Here is a 22,377-nt window from a genome sequence, read left to right on the forward strand (position 1 = left end):
TGAATGCAGGATATTGGTAGGGACCGGCGTCCCTGGGGAGAGACTGTCTCAAAAGTCAAAATCAACTCCAGATCGTGGCACGAATTTCTCATCATCTTCACCTCCTGATTGTAGGGGCGCCCCTCGTGGGTGCCCGGTAGTGACCGGCCTCCGTGCCGGTCATTGCGGGAGGGCAGGCACGAGACCTGCCCCTACAAGGATGATGAATCGTGGCACGATTCTGAGCGTCAATACGGTTTTTGCCGGTTCATTTTATCGATATCGTTGGTCATATTGAAGACGTGCCGGCACGGAGGCACGGCACCTACCAGTACCCCCGTCCTCAATCGGACATTAGTTTTGGCAAATCCTATAATTCCTCGTTGCCTGATAATTAAGAGGTTCACCGTCTTTCACCAATTCTCATTATAAAGGCTGTTTCTTCTTCTTGGGAGTTCTCGGGGGAACAGTGAGCGGAATGCGATAGGAACAGCAGTACCTCGCAATGAGGACGTCTGTCTGAGAGAAGAAATCAACGCTCAGATCTATTTGTCGCAGATTTGACTCCCCGCGTGCAAAGACTCCCGGATATCGAGTACGCGGATTGTTCCGGTGATCTCCGAATCGGGGTCCGGAACTTTGTAATGGGAAAACTTCTCCGCAACCAGGACCGGAGCGAGCGGGTCAACGCTCAGCTCCTCCCAGATGGTAATGAGTCCGGCGGTTCCATGCAGGAGCAGCACTGCCGGCCAGTTGCTGGGAGGCGGCCAGTGAGGGGGTAGCGACTCCTCATCCTGGTACATTAACCTGAACAGTGCTTTAGAAAGCTCGACGGAAAGTGTCGCTTTGAATGCCGGGAACTCCTTATCTATGAATTCCCGGTCCAGCATCAGCCTGTACGCGCAAGGATTTCAGTTGCTCCGGGTCGGATCTCGAATTCGGCGCGCATCGCGTCTGCACGGGCGGCAGGGAACTCGGGAATCTCTGCAAAAGAAGGATCGAGTGTGCGTTTATTGCGGAAGAACTGAAGGATAAACGGCCTGCCTACACCGAGGTAATTCTTGATTTCTCGTAGCTGCGGTTCTTCAACCAGACCGGGTATGGCAGTAGTGCGGAACACCACTTCGATATCAGAATTCCTGAGAATCTCTATGCTCCGTTTTATGAGTCTCACATCCACAGGAACTCCCGCCACCGTGGAGTAGTCTTTTCTGTTCAAAGGTGCTTTTACGTCCATGTACACGGCATCTACGAGCCGTTTCCGGATCAGTTCCGTGAGCATTGCAGGGTTGGAACCGTTCGTATCCAGCTTCACCGCAGTCTGTGTTGCTCGTAATGCTTGCAGGAATTCGGGAAGACGCTTGTTGATGGTCGGTTCCCCGCCCGTTACGGTGATTCCGTCGAGCCACTGATTCCGTTTTCCGATCTTCGCGAGAATTCGATCCAGGGAATGATCGGGAAGATCGTCGGGTTTCAGCACCAGATCGGCATTGTGACAGGCTGGGCAACGAAAACCGCATCCACTCAGAAAGAGAATCGAGCATAGCTTTCCCGGCCAATCCAGGAATGAAGTCTGAATGAAACCCTTCACAGGGAGCATGAAAATCCTCGGCTATTCTGGGTGATACTGATTTGCATTCAAAGAGATAAGATCTAGAAAACCCTTCTTGTAAGAAGTGTTTCCCAGACCCTTCTCAAGAACTTTTAATATTTGCCCAAGTCCATGGTTTTTCTATCGAAAAACTATGGGCTTGGGCGAGTGCTAAAAGTTTTTTGGAGGGGCCGGGAACCTTTTTTACAAAAAAGGTTCCCGGATCTTATTGCTTTAAAAGCAAAGAGCATCAGTTTTCTTTGCAGTTGCTTTCCAGATATTTCCTGATATGCCCGGCGCCCGTTATTACCTCATCAGATTCTGACACCAGAATTGGAAGCTGCTTTTCAGATAAAGACACACATTCATAATATGCGAGCAGAGCGAGAGCCTCAGTGTTCTCCTGATCCAACTGCAGGACCGTCAAGTCTTTAACGCTGTTGAGGTCCACATGGCTTTTGACCCATTCGCATTTACCGCAGCCTGCTTTGGTGAACAGATACGTCATAATCTAGCCTCCTGTTTGATTTCAAACCTATATTGCAACCAATCTCAATTTGGTAGTCCGCAACCTAAGACGGGTCCGCGGAAAGGTGCATATTTCTGAATCTATCCGTCAGTTCGCCGCGTTTACCCTTGTTCCAGCTTGAAACTTTCGTGAAATATCCGGTAATGCGTGTGATCTGTTCCACGTTTCGAGAATCGCAGTACGCGCAGGTGTCGTGCAGCCCTCGTGTGGTCCTCCCGCACGAAACACAGGTGGTCAGTTCCGGCGAAAAGGCTACCTGATCGTTCTGCGTCATCCTGAACGTCTTGACTACGAAGTTGGCAAGAGACTCGGGACTCGGATGGCTTTCACCAAGCCATACATGGGTGAGGGAACCGGCTTCGATCAATGGATGGAACAGGCCCTCACGTTTTACTCGGTCGATGGGGTCAACCGGAGCGCCCACATTGAATAATGTTGAGTTGGTATAGTAGATCTCTTCCCGGTTTACATTGCCTTTGACCACTTTCAGAGTTTCCGGAAAGAGCCGCATGTCGAGTTTTGCGAACCGATACGCAGTGCTTTCTGCAGGAGTTTGCTCCAGGACGAAACGCATATTGTGCTGCTTACCGAGTCTGGCTGCTACCAGATTCATGTGAGCTATTATTTTCAACCCGAATTTGATGGCTTCCTGACTTTCGTGCAGCTCTTCACCCGTATGGTACTGCACCATTTCATTGAGCCCGACCATTCCGATGAGATAGGTGACTCTGTGCATTCTCAGATAGGGTTCGCCATCCCTGTCCATGGTGAGCAGCGCAAGCGGCCCGGTTTCTCCCAGTGCCAGCAATCTCTGAATAAAGGCTTTCTTCTGAAGATGTCCCTGTGCGGCGATCCCGATACGCTCAGTCAATAGGGAAAACAGTCTTGTGTCGTCGCCCATGGCTTCATAGGCTATTCTCGGAAGGTTAATGGTCACATTCTGAAGAGCTGAATAGCGCATTTTCCAGGGATGAACCGCATCGTCGAGATCGCTTTTCTCCAGCTTGAACGACAATCTGCAGCATTCCGATATCTTGGCCGTTTCTCCCCGGTCGAACACGAAGTACGTGTTACCCTTTTCGCCTGCTATGTCGCAGATGTGGTGGAGAAATTTTTCATGCCCGGGGGTTTTGAAGAATTTTTCGGTAATGTGCACGAGCGGTTTGGGGAAGAAGAACGGCCGTCCGGTGCCATCACCTTCACGATACACGTCAAACAGGGTCCAGACGAAATTCTGCGCTTCGGGGAGATACTCCGCATAGGTGTGACCCGTGAATTCTCCGCCGGGACCGATAGCAGGGGTATTCTCGAAGTGCTTCGGAATTTCCCAGTAGAGATTGATATCCGTGAAGATCGCCTGGCCGCCTCGAGCAACCGCTTGCTGGGAAAACTCAAAAATGAGCATCTGAGCAAGCTGTCTCACTTCCCTGGCAGGAAGTCCGCGAAGATAGGGCGCAAAGAAGAGGTTCACCGCATCCCAGCCGATTGCTCCAGCAAAATGGCTCTGTAACGCTGCAGCGAACTTCACCATGTGCGCAAGAAGGACTTCCGGATGCTTCGCAGGTTTTGCCATGGCCAGAGAATTGGGAAGATTCAGCCCGAATTTCTTGATGTATTCCAGAGATTGCCCTGAGCAGTACGGTCGGTCGATAAAACCCAGGTCGTGAAGATGAATGTCACCGCGCATGTGCGCGTCACCCACTTCCTGAGAGAATACGTTCAACAGCGCGTATTCCTTTTTGATGTTTTCCGCCAGAGTCAAATTGGTCGCTTCCGGACCGTGCGGGACGTTTGCATTTTCTTTGTTGGGCCTGGTGATGAGTTGGTCCACATCAAACAGAGGAACTCCCAACCTGGTGTGAAGGCGTCGAGCGCTTTCAAGACCCCTCTCAAGGAGCTTTGCGTTGACCATCTCCCTGATGAGAGGAGCAGTGATCATCTTTATTCCGCTGCGTTTAATATCATTTTCCACCTCAAGGCTGATGTCTTCCGCAGTACCCTCGTCGATAAAGGTCTCCCTGAGGAGTGCATCGACGATCCTGCTGCGATCCCACCCATCCATAGCCTCACTGGAAGTTCGAACAAACAGAGCCATGTCCGTGGTCTCAAAATGTTGCATTGATTCTCTTCTTTCAAAACTTGAGACGGTGCTTCGTGCTGCGCTCTGCTCTTCCATGTGTCCTGCCGGTGTCCGTGTGGTACCATTTACTACTTGTAGATGATCAGTTTTCATAACAAATGCGCCTCCTTTGCAGTTTCTGAAGCAAACCTATCCCGCCTTTCCCAAGGAAAGCAGCCCCGATTACTCGTATACGCGCTTGAGTACTGGAGGCATTTCGAATTTCCGCGCGAGACAGTTTTGCCTCTGAAAACCAAACCCAAATGCAGTAATGAAAATGAAAGGTCATAGATCCGTGTTATTGTTCATGGACAACGCAGGATCTAGTGGAACGTGTCTTAGTAGCTACCATATATGGTAGTCAAGACTTTTTTTCCAATTGTCAGTATCCGCAGACAATCCAACAACATACGTAAGGTGTCAAAATCAGTATGTGATGAATGATTTCAGGTAATTACCCGGTTTGCGGACCCCACTGAGTGGGGGGCGTAGTGCTCTGACGACTCCGAATTGTGGAACACGCGAGCACAACAAGAACACAAAGCATGGTTTCAAGCCGGTATTTGGAAATGTGTGAGAAAGCGAAGTTAGATCCACAAGCCCTAGCGGCTTTAAACGCCGTCATACAACTTCTTCAAACGTGTTGATTAGCTGACTCGAAGGTTATCCGAATTCCTCACGATTATGTATATGAATTCCTCAGGAGAATAGGGGCTCGTGGGAAACAGACGGTTCCAATGCTTCTTCACTTCCGGCACCAGTGATTCAATTTGCATGGTACCACCGCTTTTCGCCAGGAGAGCTTGAATGACAGAGAGAACCGGTGTTCTCGCCTCGCCCGGAGACTGGTTGATTCTATCCACTTCTTCCAGGGAAAGAACCGAAGACGCGTCTGCCAGAAGCGATACTGTCATTTTGCCGACCTTGCCCTTTACGTGTGTAGTCAGAGTAGTTGTCGGTCTGGGAATATCTTTTGCGGAAGCAATTACAACGGGACCTTCTTCAGTCTCGAATGTATCCGTATCTTCTATGTGGCCAGCCATTTCCTCGGGCAAGTCCTGCCCGCCTTTGTTTTTCGCTGCCATGAGTACTCCTCGAGAAGAAAAATCATTAGGAATTTTAGAATCAAGTATACTAAACGCGGTTGTCCCGATTTGTCAATCTTTGAGTTACCGCGTATATCGGAACCCGAACAGGTCAAGAATTTGACTGGACGCTACAGGGATACTAAAAAACAGAGGACTACCGGGATAGGAATCGCAAGAGCCTTTATGCAAGCCATAGCATAGCAGCCCAGACCCTAAACACAGTGACCTGCGTTGAGAAAAACTCTGTATGAGGCGAAAGCAATGGACCAGCAGTTGAAAGAATTCTTTCATGCATTGATATTCACGTTCGTGGGGATGGTGGTGTATGAGGTGTCAAAAGATACCGCTATTGGAGGGGTAATCACAGTTGCGTTCGGTCTTTTCCTGGTACCATTCTTGACAATTGTATCTGTTAAATTCTTTATCGAGAAATCCATGGGAAGCGCATTGGTATGTGCTTTCTTTGCACTCATATCCGCGTGTGGATTATGGATATCACTTTCACATTCTCCCTGGCACCAACTACCACAGGAAATAGACAAGGTTCTCAATATCGTTCTAGAACAGTTTAGATAGGGTTCGAGTCAGCTAGGATTCCTACGCTGGCTTACGCGTTCCGTCAATGATCTGCGTCCCAAACCCAGACATGAAGGGAATACGCACATGAACACCTCAGCAACCCGATGAACGCGTCCAACTACAGAGAAGCGGTCAGCTTCGGAATCAACTACGATTTGGATTATGGCCTTAGCTCAGCTCCGAATTGAAGCACTGGCTTTATCAACCGAGATATGTGATCCTGGCACCGCGAGCGCAGCCAATGTAGGGGCAGGTCTCGTGCCTGCCCTTCCTGGAATGACCGGCACGGAGGCCGGTCACCACCGGGCACCCACAAGGGGCGCCCCTACCGATCCCCGTTGAAACCGTGATCCGCGAGACAGAAACGTCTGATTGATCGCTGAGCAAGGAAATAATCAACTACGACTTTGTGTCGTAATGAGAATACTGCATCGTAAAGATGCCTCTTCCCTGGGTCACCGATCTCAGTGAGGTCGAATATCCGAACATGGTCGCAAGAGGGACTACGGCAAGAACAACCGATGTTTTGCCCCGTGGGGTCACTTCTTCCAACCGTCCTCGACGACTGTTGAGATCAGCTATAACCTCACCCACGAATTCGTCGGGGACTACGACTTCCACGTTCATCAAAGGTTCCAGGAGAGCAGGGGATGCTTTTTCGCATGCTTCTTTGCAGGCCAGGGCTGCCGCCACTTTTGCCCCGAGACCGGTCATGGAAAACGGATCCTGAGCCACTGCTTCCAGGGTCACTTTTATATCCACGACCTCATTTCCCGCCAGCACACCTGCCAGAGTAGCTTCTCTCGCTCCCTGTTCAATGAAATTGAGCAATTCCTGGGGTATCGTATCCAGTTTGGGAGAAACGGCAAAACTCGTGCCTTCCCCCCTGGGTGCCGGTTCCACGCTGACGGTGACTTCACCCCTGTGATGAACGTCGTGGATATCGCGGTCGAATACCGCGTGCGCCTTACCGGTGGCCGTAATGGTCTCCTTGTAAACCACCTGGGGTTTGCCGGTCTGAACTTCGACTCCGTATTCACGTGAGAGTCTGTCCAGGATGATTTCCAGATGCAGCTCCCCCATTCCGGAAATAAGCAATTGCCCGGTATCCGTATTCTCGGAGTACGTGAAGGTCGGATCTTCCAGCGCGAGCTTTTCCAGGCTGGCAAGAAGCTTTTCCTGATCGGACCTGGTCTTGGGCTCGATTGCTATAGAGATTACCGGAATATGCATGTCCAGAGATTCCAGGACCAGAGGAGCAGACGGTGACGTGAGAGTGTCGCCTGTTCTGGCGTCCTTCAGGCCCACTGCAAGAACGATTGTGCCGGGAAATGCAGCAGTGATTTTTTCCCGTTTATTCGCATGGGTGAGGAAAAGGCGTGCAACACGTTCCTTGGAACCGCGGGTAGCGTTATATACTTCTTTTTCGGCTTCCAACTCGCCGGAATACACGCGGACGTACGTGGCTTTCCTGCCCTGGTCCATCATCACCTTGAAAACAAAGGCACACAGCGGTTCTTTGGCTTTTGGCGCTCGGAATTCAACTTCTCCCGTGGTCGGATTGACGCCGGACACCGGAGGAACATCCGCGGGCGACGGTAAAAAATCGATCACCGCGTCTATTACCGGTTGAACGCCCTGATTCTTCAGAGCAGAACCACACAAGGTAGGCACAAGCCGATTGGATAAGGTGCCGATGCGAAGACCGCGGATGATCTGCTTTTCGTCCAAATCTTCATTTTCAAGATAATGTTCCAGCAGCTCTTCATCCATTTCCGCTGCCGATTCAAGCATGGTTTTTCGAGCTGCCAGCGCTTCCTCGAGAAATTCGTCCGGAATGTCATCAAAGCTGAACTCATCGCCAAGAGTTGACTGGTCCCAGACGATACTCTTCATCCGGATAAGATCGATCACCCCGAGAAATTCATCGCCCCGGAACATCGGTATTTGAACCGGCACCGGATTAGCGCCCAATCGCTCGCGCATCATGCTTATTGCTCGGTTGAAATCTGCACCTATTCTATCCAGCTTGTTAACAAAGACGATCCGTGGAACTTTGTACCGCTCCGCTTGGTGCCACACGGTTTCTGTCTGAGGCTGTACTCCGCCGACTGCACAAAGCACAGCGACCACACCATCCAGGACTCGCAACGATCTTTCCACCTCAATGGTGAAGTCCACGTGTCCGGGCGTATCTATAAGGTGGATTTCATACCCTTTCCACAAGAACATGGTGGCAGCGGAGGTTATGGTAATCCCGCGCTCCTGCTCTTGCGGCATGTAATCCATGGTAGCGGATCCTTCGTCCACTTCGCCTATTTTATGAATCTTCTTGGTGTAATAGAGTATTCTCTCGCTGAGGGTGGTCTTCCCTGCATCTATATGTGCGGTGATTCCGATGTTCCTGATTTTTGCGACGTTCTGAGCCACGATTTCACCATTTAGCCGCCTCGGAACGGCCTCTCATTTGCAAATTGGACATTGACCAGGTTTTTGGAAAGTGTGTCTCGTACCTGGAGACGGGTGAGATTTCGCCGCCCTTAGTGCGAACCCGGCCGGGATACCTTCAAGGATGTTCTTTTTTTCGCGCGATCATCAAGTCTTGTCAAGTGCTACAGCCATTTTGATTTGCTCTCGGAGAAGGATTCATGCTAGACTTCGGGCAGTATTGAGGGATTCAAGAATGAGTGGCGGTGAATCATGGAAACCATGTCAAACTTCTTTGAAGCGATAAACCGATTTCTTGGAGTCAGCACTCCCGGGGAACTTGTCTTCCATCCTGTTTTCATGGGAGTGTGTATTGTCATCTTCCTTTATACCCTGTTCACCGGCATGAAGTATTTTGCCGTCGGTTTGGCTGCCATCATGGGTGGAGCGGCCATCATTCATTATTTCTATCCCGAAAACAGCTCGAATTTATCGGAATTGATTAAATTTGTAGGAATCATGGGAGCTTTTGCTTTAGTGCTCATCTACTTCGGATTTGTGCGAGATTGACCTGGTTACACTGCGGCCTGAAGAAGTCTATTGATCGACTCGGATATTTTTCCTTCCCGTGAACGATGTCTTACCTCATTGATGGCAATAATGTAATGGATCAGGCGGGAACGCTGGATCAAGATTTGTCGTTTGCTCGAAAACGGTTGATCAATGAGCTGGTCCGATTCGTAGCCGCAAAACGAGTGAAGATAAGAGTAGTATTCGATGGCATTCCGGAAGAAGATTTTCCTGAAGGAAGATCGTACAAAAGTGTGAAAATCCTCTACGCCCGGCCCGGTTCCGATGCAGACAGCCGTATCAAAGATATTATCAGAAAATCCTCCTACAAGAGAGACATGACCCTGGTCTCTTCCGACAAGGAACTTGGAGTGTTTGCACGCCGCCAGGGAACAAGAGTAATATCCGCGGGGCAGTTCAGGTCAATGCTCAGAGAAACAAGCGAACAGCCGGATACCGTGGGAGACACCTGCTGCCCGGAACCGGTCAACGTGGATGAGTGGTTGGACTTTTTCGAAAAAACCAAGAAACCATAGTTGTGTGCGATATGGCTATTCTCCCGGCATCATCGATCGCTAAACATCGAAGCGTCACATTGAGAGCGAGCGAGCGTGCATTTACCCTCCCCGACCTTTCCGGGCCTGAAGCTTTCATGGCTTTTTCGGTTCGTCGCGGCGGCGTCTCATCTTCGCCATATGATTCTCTCAACTTCTCGGTAGGGCAGGGAGATACATCTGATTCGGTGCGAACGAATTTTGATCGTCTCACGGAAGATTTGGAAATCGAACCAAAGCACATGGCAACCTGCAAACAGGTTCACGGCGATCATATCGAGATCATTCGAACCATCCCGAAAACACCTCCTGTTGCAGATGCTCTCATAACTCCTATCAAAGGGGTTTTCGTAGCTGTAAAGACAGCCGATTGCCTGCCTGTTTTGCTCCTGGACAAATCCCGGGGGATAGCTTCAGCGGTTCATGCGGGCTGGCGAGGCACGGTAATGCGAATACTCCCCAAAGTAGTAGACCGTATGGCAAAAGAGTTCGGCACAAAACCCGAAGACATGGTTGCCGCGCTGGGACCTGCAATCGGTCCGTGCTGTTACGAGGTGGACGACAAGGTGCTGAATCCCTTCAGGGAGAGTATTCCTGACCCCGAACGATTTATAACGGTGGTGAATAACGGAAACACTGCTTCACGCAGAATCGATCTCGCTCTCGTGAATCGATTCGAGCTTATAGGCAAAGGTGTGAGGGAAGAGAATATACACCACGCGAATCTCTGCACCTGCTGCAATCCGGATCTGTTCTTTTCGTACCGGAGAGATGGCGCGCTTTCAGGCAGACAAATCTCGCTGACCGGATTCAGAATTTGATGAAAGAAGCATGATCCAGGAAGAACTCCTTCAGGGGGAGCCACGGACCTACAGGGCAGGTCCGTGGCTCCCAAGATTGACACTTATAGTCAGTGCCAAAAATTCTGTCGTTTATCCCTCGTGTGAATTACAGGATTGGTAGGGGCCGGCGTCCCTTGTATGTTTCTGTCCATGAAGTACTGAATCTCTGGAACCGGTACCGAGCTGAGGGGAGGGGCTGATACTGGATCAATGATACGAGGTACTTCAAAAAATAGGACTCTTGGTTGCCAAGATATAAGAGTCCTGATAGAGGGGGGATGCACGTCTGTCAGACTCTCTGCAGGAGTCGGGCAGAGGCACCGGTAGATCGTTCGTCCCTTGGTCCTCTGAGACTGCCCGGCAGCTGGATCACCGGAGGCCTTCGTGTAAAAAGCCCGAACAGTCGCCTGGACTCGTTGAGAAGTCCGTATCCACAAGGGTGGGATGTTACACATGCATGAAGAAGTTTTTGTTGGCATAGATATCTCTAAAGATCAGTTGGATGCGCATGTGCTGCCAAAAGGCATGCACACCACCGTCAAGAATGACACTCAAGGCATCGACTCGCTGATTGAGATCCTCCACGCAGAGACCCCCATGGTAATCGTGATGGAAGCCACCGGAGGCTACGAGATAACCGTTGCGGCCCAGTTAGGTCTCGCCGGCCTGCCGATCGCTGTCGTCAACCCTGGTCAGGTGCGGGACTTTGCTAAAGGCATCGGAAAACTCGCCAAGACAGACGCCATCGATGCTTATGTGCTGGCACGCTTTGCCCAAACGGTTAGGCCCATACCGAAGCCGCTGCCAACGGAGGACGAAAAGCAAATCAAGGAACTCGTAACACGTCGAAAGCAGCTTGTTGATTTGCGTGCATCAGAAAAGAATCGCCTCCATCGAGCCCGTTCCAATCGCGTGCAGCGCAGCATTCAAACGGTCATAGCAGCCCTAGATAAGGAAATCGAAGACATCGATAAAGATGTCGATGACCTTATCAGGAAATCGCCTCTGTGGCGTGAAACAGAGGAACTCCTCCGAACCTTCAAAGGCGTGGGCCCCATAACTGCCAGAGTGCTCATGGCAAAACTGCCCGAACTGGGACATGTCAGCCGTCATGAAATCAGTCGCCTCGTCGGCCTGGCGCCTCTCAACAAAGACAGCGGAAAGAAGAAAGGCAAGCGCGAGATTTCGGGTGGACGGGCGGATGTACGCTCAACCCTGTATATGGCTGCAGTCGCGGCCATAACGTCCAATGTAGTCATCAAGCCTTTCTATCAACGCCTCATTGAGGCTGGAAAACCTTTCAAGGTTGCCATCACGGCTTGTATGCGTAAGATGATCGTCATCCTAAACGCAATGCTCAAGAAAAAACAGCCTTTCCAGGTAGTTTTTCCTTGACAAGAAACACAGTCGCTGCCGGTCCATTCTATCGATATATTGATCATATTGAAGATGTGCCGGCACGGAGGCCGGCACCCACCAATATTCCTAAATCTTCAATCGGACACTAATTTTGGCAACTGGTATAGACCCGGACACAGGGGTGCCACTGACCTGCGGAGCCAGGTCAGTGCAGCTAGCATCTTGAATGCAAAACGATACTAAGTATGCTTCTCGAGCGCATCTCAAGCGCTTTCACTCTTGGCAAGAAGTTCCAGGAGCAACGGGTGAATTCGGCTGTTAGACGCGACGATGTTGTTGGTGTATACGCTTGTGGGCTTGCCGTACCGGTCCGTAATGATTCCTCCTGCCTCTTCGACCAGCAAGATTCCTGCAGCCATATCCCATGGCTTGAGTTTCAGTTCCCAGAAACCATCCAGTCTTCCGCATGCAACGTATGAAAGGTCCAAAGCCGCGGAACCGCCTCGCCGCATTCCTTGCACTTTGGTAACGATCTGATTGAACTCGGCCACATTGTTTATCGGTGAATATGCCCGATCGTACGGAAATCCGGTCGCAACAAGACTTCTGGAGAGCGTCTCGGCAGTCGATACCTGAATACGATTGCCGTTCATGAAAGCTCCTTGTCCCCGAATTGCTGAAAACGTCTCCTGACGTAGAGGATCGTAGACCGCGCCCAGAACAATCGTTTCATTCTGCATGAGTGCAATTGACACGCAGAATGCAGGATATCCATGAGAGAAATTTACCGTACCATCCAGAGGATCTACTACCCACAGCCAGTCCGATCCCTTCTTTTCGGTGATGGTTTCTTCCGTAAGGATATCGTGTTCCGGAAACCGCTTTCTAATTTCCCCGAGGATAAAATCTTCAGATGCATGATCTGCATCCGTGACTATATCAATCGTGTCCTTCTGAGTTCCTTTGCCTGTTACCTGAAAACTTCCTCGTGCATAAGAAGCTACGATGCGTCCAGCCTGTTCTGCCAGATTCACGACGAAACGGAGATGTTCCTTAGCGTCATGTATGGTTTTCATTCAGTGTTCCTATTCTCTTCTTCATCACTATCAACGGATGATCTGCCAGCGATTCGGTTATTCGTTTCTTCCATCTTGTTCAGAACACGACAGATCAGCCCGCCCTTGTGCAACCTGACGTGAATCATATCTCCAACTTCCACTGTATTCGAATCCTGTATGACCTCATAGGTCTCCTGCCTCAGTGTTATGGAGTAACCGCGGGACAGAACCGACAAGGGACTGAGAGCGTCCAGACGAGCGGTGAGACTCAAGAGTGCCGCCCGTCTATCAGCCGTGTATCCGGACATTTCCCGATGCAATCGATTCACCAGGGACTTGCATTGCTCTCGGCCGATTTCAATCTGTTTGAACAGCCGTCCGGGCTTCAGTCTTTGCGTGAAGAGTTCGGTCTCACGTGCGGAATCACCGATTCTCCGTTTGACGGCGCGAGTCATCCTGACGATCATGTCATCCAGAGCGAGGCGTTTTTCCTGAATCTGACGTTTCGGATTAAAGAGTCTCTTGAGTTGCTCTTCCACTGCTCCGGTGTTTCTCCGGATAACGTTTCTTATGGAATGAGTGAGCCTTGCGACGATATGCGTAAGATTTTCCCGGAGATCGCGCCGGTCAGGGAGGACTATTTCCGCTGCAGCAGACGGAGTCGAAGCTCGCACATCTGCAGCGAAATCGGAAAGGGTTACATCCGTTTCATGACCGACAGCGCTCACGATAGGAATAGGGCAGGCGGCGACCGCTCGAACAACGCGCTCGTCGTTGAAGGCCCAGAGGTCTTCCATGGCACCTCCGCCTCTCCCGACAATGATCACGTCGACTCCGGATGCCTGGCATAATCGATTTATGGCAGCGCTGATTTCGACCGGCGCTCGGTCTCCCTGGACGGCAGAAGGACTGACAAGTATGTGAACGGCGGGAAAGCGTCTCCTCAGAATGCGAATCACATCACTGACCGCTGCCCCTTTGGATGAAGTGACCAGTCCTATGGTTTTCGGAAATGCCGGGAGCTTTCTCTTCCTGGATGGATCGAACAGACCTTCTGCAGTTAATCTTTCCCGGAGCTGCTCGAACGCGAGCATGAGGCCGCCGAGACCTGCGGGTTCCATGGTATCGAGAATGAGCTGATATTCACCTCTGGCCCCGTATACCGATAATTTGCCCCACACGATAACCTGGAGTCCGTCATGAAGCCGGAACTTCAAAAAACGACTCTGAATCTTGAACATCACACAACGTATCTGAGCTGTTTCATCCTTGAGCGTGAAATACAGGTGGCCTGAAGGTGCGGGTCTGTAATTGGAGATTTCCCCGCGAACCCAGACAGACTGAAACTTCGACTCGAGCGTGCTGCGAATTTGTTCGGTAAATGCAGAAACGGTGAGTACTTTTCGTCCGGGGAGATCCATAGTGGCGCTACTCGCTTCCAATTCATACTGGAGTGAAAGGGGATTGTAGCCGGAGGACGGAGCAATTTCAATCATGTCCGGAAGTTCTCGTCCTTCGCGGAAATTTCAGTTCCCTTTTGTTTGACACTGAGATTATAATGCGTGGACAAGTGTGAATTTTATATTTGTTGGGGATAGTATTGTGAGGAGATTTGCTGTCGTATCGTTGTTGGTATTTTCTGTCCTGACACTGTGTATGGGAAACAGCCAGGCTGAGGTGTTGTCGCAACCCGGTGTTCTGGATTCTTCATTCCGGATCGAATTCCTTTTCGGAACGCAATCGTTCTCTTACTCGGGGGCTACTTCGATCCGAGGGGATTTCAACATACGTGTTCCTTTGCTGGCAGGAACGGTAGAATTATCGCCGTCGCCTTTGATATCGGGCCGTTTTGCAGGCGCAATCAGCATTTTCGAACGTAGCGGCAGTATGATGCGGGACCCGAATTATACGGGTTTGACGGATTTTGTCCGATGGCAGGTCGAACCGGATCTTGGTTCCTGGGAATTTGCAGGTCTCTATCATCTCTGGACCGGCGGTGGTTATCGGTACAGCATTGTGGCCGGATACAGACAAGAGACATGGCGACATCGCGGTGAAGCGGTGAATTCGGAAGGCAGATCACGAGACGAATTTGCTTCGCAAATACCTTTCCTGGGACTACAGACCTCCATGTTTTTTCCCTGGTGGAAAGCCAGATTCGAAGTGCTCGGCTCCCCCTTCATGACCAGGAGAGTTTCCAATAGCCTTCAGGAACGTGGTCAAATTATTGACTATTCAGGGGAGCTCAGTCAGGGTGGACTGCTGGAATTTCAGATGGAAGGTAATGTAGCCGTCACACAGAACATCTGGTGCGGACTGCATGCTCGATACTTGCATCAAGAATTGCGCGGGGACGTTTCAGGGACTATAAATGATGTTCCCACAGGGGTTCGGGTGCTGTCCGTTGCAGATAGTATTGTTACTGTCGGTGTGGATTTTACGTTACTCTTTTAACTGAGATCGTTTCAGGTTTTCGATTCACTCTGTGGTCGAATCTTCAGATCTTCTCCTGAGAGATGTGTTTCGCAATCACATCCCATGCTGCGCCTGCAGCAACTGCAGAAGAAACCACCATCGAAAACACCATGTAACGCGCATGCATCCACGGATGGACGCAGGCATGGTTCACCAGAACCAGCAGAAGCAGGTGAAACAGGAGCGCCGAAACTGCGACTATGGCAACGGGTCTCAATGCCTTCAACTGATCGCTGCGGTTTCGCATGATCAGGATTCCGGACAGAATTACGATAGGAAGCATCTGAAATGCAGCATATCCGGTAAGGGATTGCGGCAGCGGCATGAACCGGCCTCCAAGATTGAAAAGGTATGCATCCACTGCAGGTAGGGCGCTCAGGATCGCGGAACTCCGGGTTAATTCCATGCCCGATGCAAGTTCCTGGGGCAGGATGTCTCCCTGCAGTCTATATGCGAGCCGATCCGTAAGCTGTCCCACAAACAAAGAAGGATCGACCTGTTCGAAAAGGTACGCGATCGGAACGCGAAGCACCATCATGAGCGCGGTAATCGCCAGGAACAGGACCGCAAATTTGAATGGCGCAGCCATATCGTGAATCCGCAATTCCCGCTCTTCACGCTGTAGAAAAAAGAGCAAGCTGAATGCAAGAGTGGGAAACACGTAATCGTACCCCACCCAGTTCGCAAATATGCCTCCCAGGACAGCGGGCGCAACGAACGATTTGCCCCTTTCGAGGCGCAAACCCGTGTACGCTGCAGTCAAACCCGCCACAGCCAGTCCCCATGTGTGGGTGTGAAAACTTTCCATGTAGATGACGCCGGACCCCAAGAGCAGCAAACCGAAAACCAGGCCTCCCATGGTGCTCAGCCTTTTAGTCCACACGAAGGCAAAGAAGAAGAACGACAGAAGCACAGCCCCCATCGCAGCTTTGGACGCAATAGCCGGGTCGATGTACACGTACAGTGCAATAGCCGTGAGCACTATATGTCCGGTCCAATATCTGTGAAGCAATTCTCCTTGACGAGTTTCCAATGCTTTCACAAGAGCCTGGTTGTTCTGTGGTGTGAGCACATGCTTGAGGAGGTCGAAACCGGCAGGAGGTGCATTGGCAGGGAGAAAATAGGTCCAGAGTGAATGCCTCGGACACATTGCTGAATACAAAATGTTCGCGACGACGATCCCGTCCATCCAGTCGTCAAATCGTTGCGCAGGATTTTGTTCTGACCAGGATTTCAGCAGGGATACTGTTTCAGGAGAAACATGTGATGCGGCAAACCCTGCCAGCATCGTAAGCCCGATAATTATCGCAAAACCGGCGAGAAACGCTGCGGTAAACTCTCTCATAAAATGTCGCATTTGAATCATGCAGTATCCAGACACGCGGGAATTCGATAAGTATGCCGTATTGCGGTGTGTTGTCAATTTTTGAATTGACCGTGCATAATATTTGAGGAGTGAAGATCCTATTGCGCAGACCGTTTTTTTATGTCACGATTTTTTAGTATTTCCGTTCGTAATTTCCTGGAGCACCACCAAAAATGGAAACTGGTTTGATTCTGGTAACCGTGGGTGACGCTGCCAATAGCGTTCTTCCTGCCATGGGGCAGGTCTTAAGAGCCATGGGGCGTCATCTTAAAATAGGAATAATAACTACTTTGCCGGCTGACTGGCGTAGATGCATGGAAAAATTTACCGTCCCATTAAAAGATTCTGTCCATATCTATGAACTCAGTAAAGACGAGACCCCGGACACTTTACGAGAAGAATGGGAAACTGCGACAAAATCAATTACTTCAGATCATTATGGGATGGTCATTTTACAGAACATCAGCATTCTGGTGAAGAAGAATGCCATTACCACAGACCAGCTTGTGGAAATGCTCAGAAAGCGACCCGCGTCACTTCATGTGATCATTGCCGATTCGGACCCAGGGCAGGCGGTTCTGGAAGAATCGGACATGATCACAGAAATGCGCACGCTAAAGGGATGACTTTTCTACTAACCCGCGGTCAGATCTGGAACCCGGTTTGTGCTTCGGGGAGGTACAGCCATCCGGCAATGTATCGCAAACGGGCCTGAAAACACGCTCCTGAAAATCGTCCAGGAATGCCTCAATTTCCGGCCTGTTTTCTTCCTCTTGCGGAAGATCGTACAAATCGATCAGTTCGTCGGTATCATGCCTATACAGGAAGATTACGAGTTTCTTATTTTTCAAATTACTCGCCCAGGCCTCGGCAGTTAGAACCGATCCCGTAAAGGGCCGGGAAAAAAACCTGTACCCGGACTCGACGAGTTTTGTAACAATATGTTCCCTTCTCATTGAAAAAACCTTTTTTTATACGATCTGCTTCGGGCAGACCTGAATCGTCATCAAAGAAATACGCAATAACCATACCATGCGATGCAAGAAAAGCCAAATCAGCGCCATGCCTTGACGAACAATAGGTTGAGGATCGTCTTTTTTGCTACATTTTGGTAGGAACTCGCTGAAAACCGACGACTAGGAATGAAGATAGCGTTGCACGATTTTGTTCCGTATCAAGGAAAGTAGAGGAAACCGGAACCCCGCATCGGAGTCCGAATCAATAGGCAGAGAACGATATCTTGCATTGCGATCGATGCATATTTTCCTGTTGGACGCAATGATTCCGGAAGTGTTTGGTTATATTGTCGGCTGCCTCTTGAACCTATGAAAGGACAATCCTCATGAAACCGAAAGTTGTGTTCCACATCGATTCAAATAAACCGGGACGGTTGGATATGATACTGACATCCATTCGTAACATTTTGGACGAGGTGTCTGACAACAATGCGTCAATATTTGTTATTGCCGAAGCCGAATCTATTGTCCTGTTCCGAAAGGACATGCCCCCAAGTCTCGCGGACGAGTTGCAGAAGCTCCGTGGACGAGGTGTCCATTTCCTCCTCTGTGAACAGAGCGCGATGAGACAGGGACTTGCCAAGAGCGACCTTATCCCCGATTTCCCTTTGATCAAATCGGGAATATGGGAGTTGATCAGATTGCAGCTCGAAGGCTTCGCGTATGTGAAACCATGAAAAGGGAATCATACCCATTCGCTTTCAAAGAAGTAATACTGGGGAAACACTTCTTACAAGAAGGGTTTCCCCAGTATTTACTGCTTAGAAGCGAATGGGTATGATTGATCGCCTACGCTTAAATTCCGCCATATTGAGATTTCATCTGATCCAGGATTCTCAAAAAACTGAGTCTCAGCTTGCGGTACGCTGCAGCCTTTTCTTTTGAGCCACACGATTTTTCATTGCCTTCCAGAATATTCGTGAGTGCTACAGCGCTCGCAACATGCGACAGAGCACTATTCGGTTCAAGCGCGTCATTTTGTGCAAGTCTTACCAATTCGGACTCGCAGTATCGTTTCGGATCTCCTGTCAAACATCTCGAGCCTGCCTGCGTCGCGTCCGCAAAGAGGGTATATGCTTCGGGATCGGGCAGTTGTGTCAGAGATTCCTGCAACCTGCCGATGAGACCCGGACTTAACTTTCCTGTTGTGTAGTACGAGAAGAAGGCCTGAGCAAGTATTCTCGACCGGGAATCCACATATTTGAACCTGTCCAGTTCATCCGCGTCCCTTGTAAAGGGAAATCGGCTCGGATCGTTTTTGGCTAAAATCACGAGAAATCGATCCTTGTATATGCAGATCCAGGATTTTGACCGCATAAGCGCCGTTGCAATAGTGAAATAATGGGGCCTGTCCGCTGTATCGATGATTACCAGCTCAGTTCCGTATGTTGCCATTACGTCTGTAAGAGATTGCACGTCATCAGGTTCAGGATCGAATACCGAAAGATACGCTTTCATCACTTTTTGCGGAAAAAAGGATTGTGCCCTTAAATCGAAAAAGACCTGGATTTCCGGTATTTGGAAGATCAGATAATCCGACAAAAAAACATTGGTGAACACGCGTCCATTGATTCCGTTGTCCTTGAGAAAGGCCACCGCGTCTTTTCGCGACAAGGTGTTCGTCATCAGACGCGATGCGACAGTCCGATCTTGCAATGATGGATTGAGCGGATTCGCAGCAGAGTACCGGATGGCAGTCTTATACGAGATTGCTCCGAGAACAACGAGTCCCGCGACAGCTAAAGCCGCTGGAATAGCCTTTCCTGCCCGATTTCTTATGAATGCCCCGGCACGTGGAAATTCGTCCGCCGCAAACCGTACGGCACCGTACATGCCCAAGCCAAGAACCGGTACCAGTGCAACAGCACCGAAGAGAAGCATTCTCTGGAATTTGAACACGAGGGGGGCCATGAAAAGGGGAATGAGTATTTCCAGAAACACATCGGATTTTGTAGATTCCAGCAATCTCCGGAATGCGGATTTTTGGTTCCGTGATACCACCAACAGGAAAATCCAAACCAGAATCGTAAAACCGAGGACCAGGAGGTAAGGCCTTGTTGAAAATGCCTTGAAATAACCCCTCCCGAATACCGATTTTACGTCCAATAATGGCTGCCAATCTACCCAGGATTCCGTTATGGATTCGGTGAAGAGTTGCTTGAAGAAGAGAGTAAGGTTTTCCGGTCCGTACGGATTTGCCCATGCAGCTCCAATGAGAGCAATAGCCAAGGTGATTCCCCAGAGTGCCGCATCCCGCCCGTGCTCGCGAAAGAACTGCGTGTCGGGGCTTCGCTTTGTCTCCAACGCATAGACGAGAGAGACAAGAAAACGCAAGCCTATGAGAACCAGTCCCAATATGAAGGACCCGTGAGAATTCGCCCAGAGAACGAGCACAGCGACAGTGCCCAAATGCCTCCAGCGTCCCCAGCGAGGGGGCCCTACCAGAAACGCTGACAACAGTGCAAAGTAGAACAAACCGAAATTTTCGGCCCGGATTTTGAGAAACGGAGCAAGCGCGAGAATCCCGAGCGCTACGGCAAGCATGGAAGCGCCTGGAGAAACCGACAGGAAACGGCACCGCATATAGAGAATCGCCGCTACTGCACAAAGCAGAATCGCTTTTATGAGAATCGGTCCAATTTCGTCCAGAAACAGGTACGACACATAATACGTGAGATGAGACAACCAGGACTGGTCAACCCACAGGGAGCCCGGAACGGAATATGACCAGGTGTCGGGGGTCGCGAGATTTCCATTCCAGATAGCGCGGCCGGCAACAAGCCCCAGGAACAAATCTTCATTGGTAAACGGCATGATCCACGCGATGAAACCGCTCAGAATCAGAACAATGAACAACACTCTACGCGTCAAGGCTTGCATTCGATGCACCGGACCGGCAGCACTTAAGAAAATTCAATGATGACATTAGGAAAATGAGCCCGCCTTTACAAGCGGAAAGCATGGCCGGGGGTTTTCAAGCAGACCACACGCGAATTTACCAAAATTTCTCGAGCAATTTAAGAGTGTTCATTGTGAGCACATATCTCCGACCGTCTGCCGATCGATTCTCATCCTCGGGTTAATCGATCGGTATCTTTCGGGATTCCCTCTCTTTTTTCATCTCCTCAGGAGAAAGACCGGAACCGAATACCACAGTGGATATGCCTCGCTGAAATTCCTGTAAGCCGTTGCGAAAGTGTATTGCTGCAGTCATCAGATCATCCGGTCTCGGCATTATGTACTTGAGCAACATGTAACCTGCTGCCATGGGCATCAACGCGATTCCCATGACCCTAACAAAAGCCTGTTCTGGATTCATTCATAATCTCCTTGCTCTTGGCTGAACGATATGGTGAGCACGTTGTCCTCCAAGGATGCCCGTCCCGGTTTCCGGCCCGACAATACCCGCGGCAAAAACACATGTCTTTTAAACGATCCGATCCGTACCACGAGATTTCCGTCTTCAGTCATCAAATCTACATAGTCCTTGGTAATGAATGGCAGTTTAATCTTGAGCGCGTAGTTGCCGTTGTTCTGTTCGACACTATAGGGCGACTCTCGATAGAGCAAAGCCGCGGGGTCCAGATTTTCGTACATGATTTGGCCCATTTTCAAGAGCATGTCCGTGCCGACCACCTCATCCTGCAACATGGGCACTTTTCTCAAAGGAATGGGATCGAATATGCGGTTAATTTCTTCAAGGCTTCTCTGTTGGGTAGAGATCCAGTCCTTGAAATAATCATCCTGCAAATCCCGGGGGAAAAGCCTATTCACGATTATTGCGTCAACAACCAATCCGTACAGGCAGAAATACATGAAGGCTCTCTGAGTCTCGCGTACTACCATCTTCTCTGCATTGGTAACGAGACGCACTGACGTGATGTCCCGGTCGAGGAGTACGTCATCCACACCATCCAATTTTAGGAACAGATCCTGCAAAGCTGCAAAATAGGAATCCTCGGGCAAAGGAATATCGGTCAACTTCTTCGCTATGGGGCGGGTAACCCGCATGAGGTTGCGTTCCAGCTTAAAAACTTTCTTTATATACCACTCAAGAGTGGAAGGCATGCTCACGAAACGCAACGATTCGCCGGTGGGAGCGCAGTCGACAACGATGACATCAAAAGTCTTTTCGCGATAATACTGATTGATATAGAGAAGGCTTACTACATCTTCCATGCCTGGAATAATGGCCAATTCTTCGGCAAGGGTATCTGCCATTCCGCTTGCTCCCAAAAGAGCAGCCAGATATTTGGAGACTTCTCCCCAGTGTTTTTCAAGTTCTTCCTGAATATCTACTTCCTGCATCCAGAGATTATCAGCTATTCGGACAGATTTTCCGCGATTACGGTCGTGAAGATCGATTTCTCTTTGGAACGCGTCTGCAAGGCTATGGGCGATGTCGACTGAAATCACGATAGTCTTCAGGCCTTGTCGAGCGCAGCAGAGCGCCGTTGCTGCTGCAGCGGTAGTCTTTCCAACACCGCCTTTTCCCGAGAAAATGATTATTCTTGGTTTGTTGGTTTCCACGCCGTCCTCCCGGTACATATTGTAACCATAATAGTATAGTACTTGGGTATAATAAAAGTGTTGCCATTCCTCCGGTTCCTCAATGTTCCTGATCTGTGGCAAAAGAACCCGGCGAAAAATGAGGTTTCGATCCATCCAGTCTCTGGTAGATTCTTTCATGAAAACGGTTATTAATCAGCGTGCCAGACGTAGTGAGCTTTAAAAACCCATGCTGCCGGGTGTTTTATCCCCTCACGGATCGTAAGTAACAAGCTTATTTCAAAGGGCGCCAGAGAGATGGTGGGTTGTTTTTACC

At 50.0% G+C, this 22,377-nt stretch carries 21 protein-coding genes; 8 read left to right on the top strand and 13 right to left on the bottom strand.

Annotation, left to right across the window (positions count from 1 at the left end):
* Positions 1 to 524: 524 nt before the first annotated feature.
* The 5 genes from DESTI_RS06400 to DESTI_RS06420 all read right to left on the bottom strand — a co-directional run bounded on the left by DESTI_RS06400 (position 525) and on the right by DESTI_RS06420 (position 5,303).
* Positions 525 to 869 (bottom strand): hypothetical protein, encoded by a 345-nt coding sequence (locus tag DESTI_RS06400; RefSeq protein WP_014809144.1) that lies wholly within the window; start codon positions 867 to 869, stop codon positions 525 to 527.
* Positions 869 to 1,579: an anaerobic ribonucleoside-triphosphate reductase activating protein gene (locus tag DESTI_RS06405; protein ID WP_014809145.1), complete on the bottom strand. Its 711-nt coding sequence runs from the start codon at positions 1,577 to 1,579 to the stop codon at positions 869 to 871. The genes DESTI_RS06400 and DESTI_RS06405 overlap by 1 nt, the downstream gene beginning before the upstream one ends.
* A gap of 241 nt (positions 1,580 to 1,820) precedes the next feature.
* Complete coding sequence (locus DESTI_RS06410) at positions 1,821 to 2,078, bottom strand: hypothetical protein (RefSeq protein WP_014809146.1); 258 nt, start codon at positions 2,076 to 2,078, stop codon at positions 1,821 to 1,823.
* A gap of 64 nt (positions 2,079 to 2,142) precedes the next feature.
* Positions 2,143 to 4,332 carry an anaerobic ribonucleoside-triphosphate reductase gene (gene nrdD, locus DESTI_RS06415; RefSeq protein ID WP_014809147.1) on the bottom strand — a complete coding sequence of 730 codons (2,190 nt, stop codon included), beginning with the start codon at positions 4,330 to 4,332 and terminating at the stop codon, positions 2,143 to 2,145.
* A gap of 533 nt (positions 4,333 to 4,865) precedes the next feature.
* On the bottom strand, positions 4,866 to 5,303 hold the full coding sequence (locus DESTI_RS06420) for a hypothetical protein (RefSeq protein WP_014809148.1): 438 nt from the start codon (positions 5,301 to 5,303) through the stop codon (positions 4,866 to 4,868).
* Between the two features lie 264 nt (positions 5,304 to 5,567).
* Here DESTI_RS06420 and DESTI_RS06425 point away from each other — a divergent pair, with 264 nt between their 5' ends.
* The gene (locus tag DESTI_RS06425; protein WP_014809149.1) at positions 5,568 to 5,882 is read left to right on the top strand and encodes a hypothetical protein; all 315 of its coding nucleotides are present in this window, start codon (positions 5,568 to 5,570) and stop codon (positions 5,880 to 5,882) included.
* 402 nt (positions 5,883 to 6,284) lie between these two features.
* On the opposite strand, the gene fusA is transcribed toward DESTI_RS06425, so the two are convergent.
* Entirely contained in the window at positions 6,285 to 8,315 is a 2,031-nt protein-coding gene (fusA, locus tag DESTI_RS06430; RefSeq protein ID WP_014809150.1) for an elongation factor G, read from the bottom strand.
* A gap of 270 nt (positions 8,316 to 8,585) precedes the next feature.
* Between fusA and DESTI_RS06435 the strand changes: the two genes are divergently transcribed.
* The 4 genes from DESTI_RS06435 (at position 8,586) to DESTI_RS06450 (ending at position 11,673) form a co-directional block, all read left to right on the top strand.
* A complete protein-coding gene (locus tag DESTI_RS06435) occupies positions 8,586 to 8,882 on the top strand; it encodes a hypothetical protein (RefSeq protein ID WP_014809151.1) in 297 nt (98 codons plus the stop codon).
* 65 nt (positions 8,883 to 8,947) lie between these two features.
* The gene (locus tag DESTI_RS06440) at positions 8,948 to 9,418 is read left to right on the top strand and encodes an NYN domain-containing protein (protein ID WP_014809152.1); all 471 of its coding nucleotides are present in this window, start codon (positions 8,948 to 8,950) and stop codon (positions 9,416 to 9,418) included.
* Between the two features lie 116 nt (positions 9,419 to 9,534).
* Positions 9,535 to 10,257 (top strand): peptidoglycan editing factor PgeF, encoded by a 723-nt coding sequence (gene pgeF / locus DESTI_RS06445; protein WP_157212107.1) that lies wholly within the window; start codon positions 9,535 to 9,537, stop codon positions 10,255 to 10,257.
* Between the two features lie 474 nt (positions 10,258 to 10,731).
* Positions 10,732 to 11,673 (top strand): IS110 family RNA-guided transposase, encoded by a 942-nt coding sequence (locus tag DESTI_RS06450; RefSeq protein WP_014809154.1) that lies wholly within the window; start codon positions 10,732 to 10,734, stop codon positions 11,671 to 11,673.
* 227 nt (positions 11,674 to 11,900) lie between these two features.
* On the opposite strand, the gene DESTI_RS06455 is transcribed toward DESTI_RS06450, so the two are convergent.
* Together DESTI_RS06455 and xseA are read right to left on the bottom strand one after the other, a co-directional pair.
* The gene (locus DESTI_RS06455) at positions 11,901 to 12,713 is read right to left on the bottom strand and encodes an inositol monophosphatase family protein (protein WP_014809155.1); all 813 of its coding nucleotides are present in this window, start codon (positions 12,711 to 12,713) and stop codon (positions 11,901 to 11,903) included.
* Positions 12,710 to 14,191 carry an exodeoxyribonuclease VII large subunit gene (xseA, locus tag DESTI_RS06460; protein WP_014809156.1) on the bottom strand — a complete coding sequence of 494 codons (1,482 nt, stop codon included), beginning with the start codon at positions 14,189 to 14,191 and terminating at the stop codon, positions 12,710 to 12,712. The genes DESTI_RS06455 and xseA overlap by 4 nt, the downstream gene beginning before the upstream one ends.
* Before the next feature lie 106 nt (positions 14,192 to 14,297).
* On the opposite strand from xseA, the gene DESTI_RS06465 reads away from it, so the two are divergent.
* Positions 14,298 to 15,149 carry a hypothetical protein gene (locus tag DESTI_RS06465; RefSeq protein WP_157212108.1) on the top strand — a complete coding sequence of 284 codons (852 nt, stop codon included), beginning with the start codon at positions 14,298 to 14,300 and terminating at the stop codon, positions 15,147 to 15,149.
* A gap of 43 nt (positions 15,150 to 15,192) precedes the next feature.
* On the opposite strand, the gene DESTI_RS06470 is transcribed toward DESTI_RS06465, so the two are convergent.
* Complete coding sequence (locus tag DESTI_RS06470) at positions 15,193 to 16,536, bottom strand: hypothetical protein (protein WP_014809158.1); 1,344 nt, start codon at positions 16,534 to 16,536, stop codon at positions 15,193 to 15,195.
* Positions 16,537 to 16,709: 173 nt separating this feature from the next.
* On the opposite strand from DESTI_RS06470, the gene DESTI_RS06475 reads away from it, so the two are divergent.
* The gene (locus tag DESTI_RS06475) at positions 16,710 to 17,162 is read left to right on the top strand and encodes an ATP--corrinoid adenosyltransferase (RefSeq protein WP_014809159.1); all 453 of its coding nucleotides are present in this window, start codon (positions 16,710 to 16,712) and stop codon (positions 17,160 to 17,162) included.
* Here DESTI_RS06475 and DESTI_RS06480 read toward each other — a convergent pair.
* Entirely contained in the window at positions 17,151 to 17,492 is a 342-nt protein-coding gene (locus DESTI_RS06480; protein ID WP_014809160.1) for a hypothetical protein, read from the bottom strand. The genes DESTI_RS06475 and DESTI_RS06480 overlap by 12 nt on opposite strands.
* 386 nt (positions 17,493 to 17,878) lie before the next feature.
* Here DESTI_RS06480 and DESTI_RS06485 point away from each other — a divergent pair, with 386 nt between their 5' ends.
* Complete coding sequence (locus DESTI_RS06485; protein WP_014809161.1) at positions 17,879 to 18,229, top strand: DsrE family protein; 351 nt, start codon at positions 17,879 to 17,881, stop codon at positions 18,227 to 18,229.
* Between the two features lie 118 nt (positions 18,230 to 18,347).
* Here DESTI_RS06485 and DESTI_RS06490 read toward each other — a convergent pair whose 3' ends face one another.
* From DESTI_RS06490 to DESTI_RS06500, 3 genes are all read right to left on the bottom strand, one after another.
* Entirely contained in the window at positions 18,348 to 20,432 is a 2,085-nt protein-coding gene (locus DESTI_RS06490; protein WP_014809162.1) for a hypothetical protein, read from the bottom strand.
* 199 nt (positions 20,433 to 20,631) lie between these two features.
* Entirely contained in the window at positions 20,632 to 20,871 is a 240-nt protein-coding gene (locus tag DESTI_RS06495; protein WP_014809163.1) for a hypothetical protein, read from the bottom strand.
* Entirely contained in the window at positions 20,868 to 22,082 is a 1,215-nt protein-coding gene (locus tag DESTI_RS06500; protein WP_041286848.1) for an ArsA family ATPase, read from the bottom strand. Before DESTI_RS06500 ends, DESTI_RS06495 begins: the two co-directional genes overlap by 4 nt.
* Positions 22,083 to 22,377 lie beyond the last annotated feature (295 nt).

The sequence above is a fragment of the Desulfomonile tiedjei DSM 6799 genome, from assembly GCF_000266945.1.
Lineage (GTDB): Bacteria > Desulfobacterota > Desulfomonilia > Desulfomonilales > Desulfomonilaceae > Desulfomonile > Desulfomonile tiedjei.

Coding starts and splice junctions, on each gene's coding strand:
- DESTI_RS06410 (WP_014809146.1), bottom strand. CDS start 2,078: ATGACGTATCTGTTCACCAAAGCAGGCTGCGGTAAATGCGAATGGGTC.
- DESTI_RS06480 (WP_014809160.1), bottom strand. CDS start 17,492: ATGAGAAGGGAACATATTGTTACAAAACTCGTCGAGTCCGGGTACAGG.
- DESTI_RS06470 (WP_014809158.1), bottom strand. CDS start 16,536: ATGATTCAAATGCGACATTTTATGAGAGAGTTTACCGCAGCGTTTCTC.
- DESTI_RS06455 (WP_014809155.1), bottom strand. CDS start 12,713: ATGAAAACCATACATGACGCTAAGGAACATCTCCGTTTCGTCGTGAAT.
- DESTI_RS06495 (WP_014809163.1), bottom strand. CDS start 20,871: ATGAATCCAGAACAGGCTTTTGTTAGGGTCATGGGAATCGCGTTGATG.
- DESTI_RS06425 (WP_014809149.1), top strand. CDS start 5,568: ATGGACCAGCAGTTGAAAGAATTCTTTCATGCATTGATATTCACGTTC.
- pgeF (WP_157212107.1), top strand. CDS start 9,535: ATGGCTTTTTCGGTTCGTCGCGGCGGCGTCTCATCTTCGCCATATGAT.
- DESTI_RS06420 (WP_014809148.1), bottom strand. CDS start 5,303: ATGGCAGCGAAAAACAAAGGCGGGCAGGACTTGCCCGAGGAAATGGCT.
- nrdD (WP_014809147.1), bottom strand. CDS start 4,332: ATGAAAACTGATCATCTACAAGTAGTAAATGGTACCACACGGACACCG.
- DESTI_RS06485 (WP_014809161.1), top strand. CDS start 17,879: ATGAAACCGAAAGTTGTGTTCCACATCGATTCAAATAAACCGGGACGG.
- DESTI_RS06405 (WP_014809145.1), bottom strand. CDS start 1,579: ATGCTCCCTGTGAAGGGTTTCATTCAGACTTCATTCCTGGATTGGCCG.
- DESTI_RS06490 (WP_014809162.1), bottom strand. CDS start 20,432: ATGCAAGCCTTGACGCGTAGAGTGTTGTTCATTGTTCTGATTCTGAGC.
- DESTI_RS06450 (WP_014809154.1), top strand. CDS start 10,732: ATGCATGAAGAAGTTTTTGTTGGCATAGATATCTCTAAAGATCAGTTG.
- DESTI_RS06400 (WP_014809144.1), bottom strand. CDS start 869: ATGCTGGACCGGGAATTCATAGATAAGGAGTTCCCGGCATTCAAAGCG.
- DESTI_RS06475 (WP_014809159.1), top strand. CDS start 16,710: ATGGAAACTGGTTTGATTCTGGTAACCGTGGGTGACGCTGCCAATAGC.
- DESTI_RS06440 (WP_014809152.1), top strand. CDS start 8,948: ATGTCTTACCTCATTGATGGCAATAATGTAATGGATCAGGCGGGAACG.
- DESTI_RS06435 (WP_014809151.1), top strand. CDS start 8,586: ATGGAAACCATGTCAAACTTCTTTGAAGCGATAAACCGATTTCTTGGA.
- xseA (WP_014809156.1), bottom strand. CDS start 14,191: ATGATTGAAATTGCTCCGTCCTCCGGCTACAATCCCCTTTCACTCCAG.